Source organism: Halocynthiibacter sp., from assembly GCF_049608145.1.
Lineage (GTDB): Bacteria > Pseudomonadota > Alphaproteobacteria > Rhodobacterales > Rhodobacteraceae > Halocynthiibacter.
This window is the reverse complement of record NZ_JBMYXF010000136.1, coordinates 246-517: the sequence shown is the minus strand read 5'-3', so window position 1 is coordinate 517 and position 272 is coordinate 246. Positions and strand designations below refer to the sequence as shown.

The following is a 272-nucleotide window of genomic DNA, read 5'->3' as shown; positions in this document are numbered from 1 at the left end:
ATGGACGATCCTCGCCATGTTTGTTGAGCAACCTCACATCGTAGGTATTGCGAATAGAGCCATCCGAAAGCGTGACGAATGTGGGGTTGCGAACGGGCGCGACACTCATTTCGATATCTGCCCGCATAAACAGAGCAACCACCAGCCCTACGCCAACAAGCGCCCAAAGCGCGGTATACATGATCGTGCGTGGGCGCAAAATATGTTGCAAGACAGGTTTGATCGGCTTGCCTGCCCGCTCGTTCGCTTCGTCAGTCGAGGCCATGTAATCG

General features: G+C 54.4%; 1 protein-coding gene. It reads right to left on the bottom strand.

The window, feature by feature from the left end:
• Positions 1–272, bottom strand: a 272-nt coding sequence (locus ACPGUT_RS16225) for a FixG Ig-like domain-containing protein (protein WP_423993150.1), incomplete at both ends; no start/stop codon positions are given.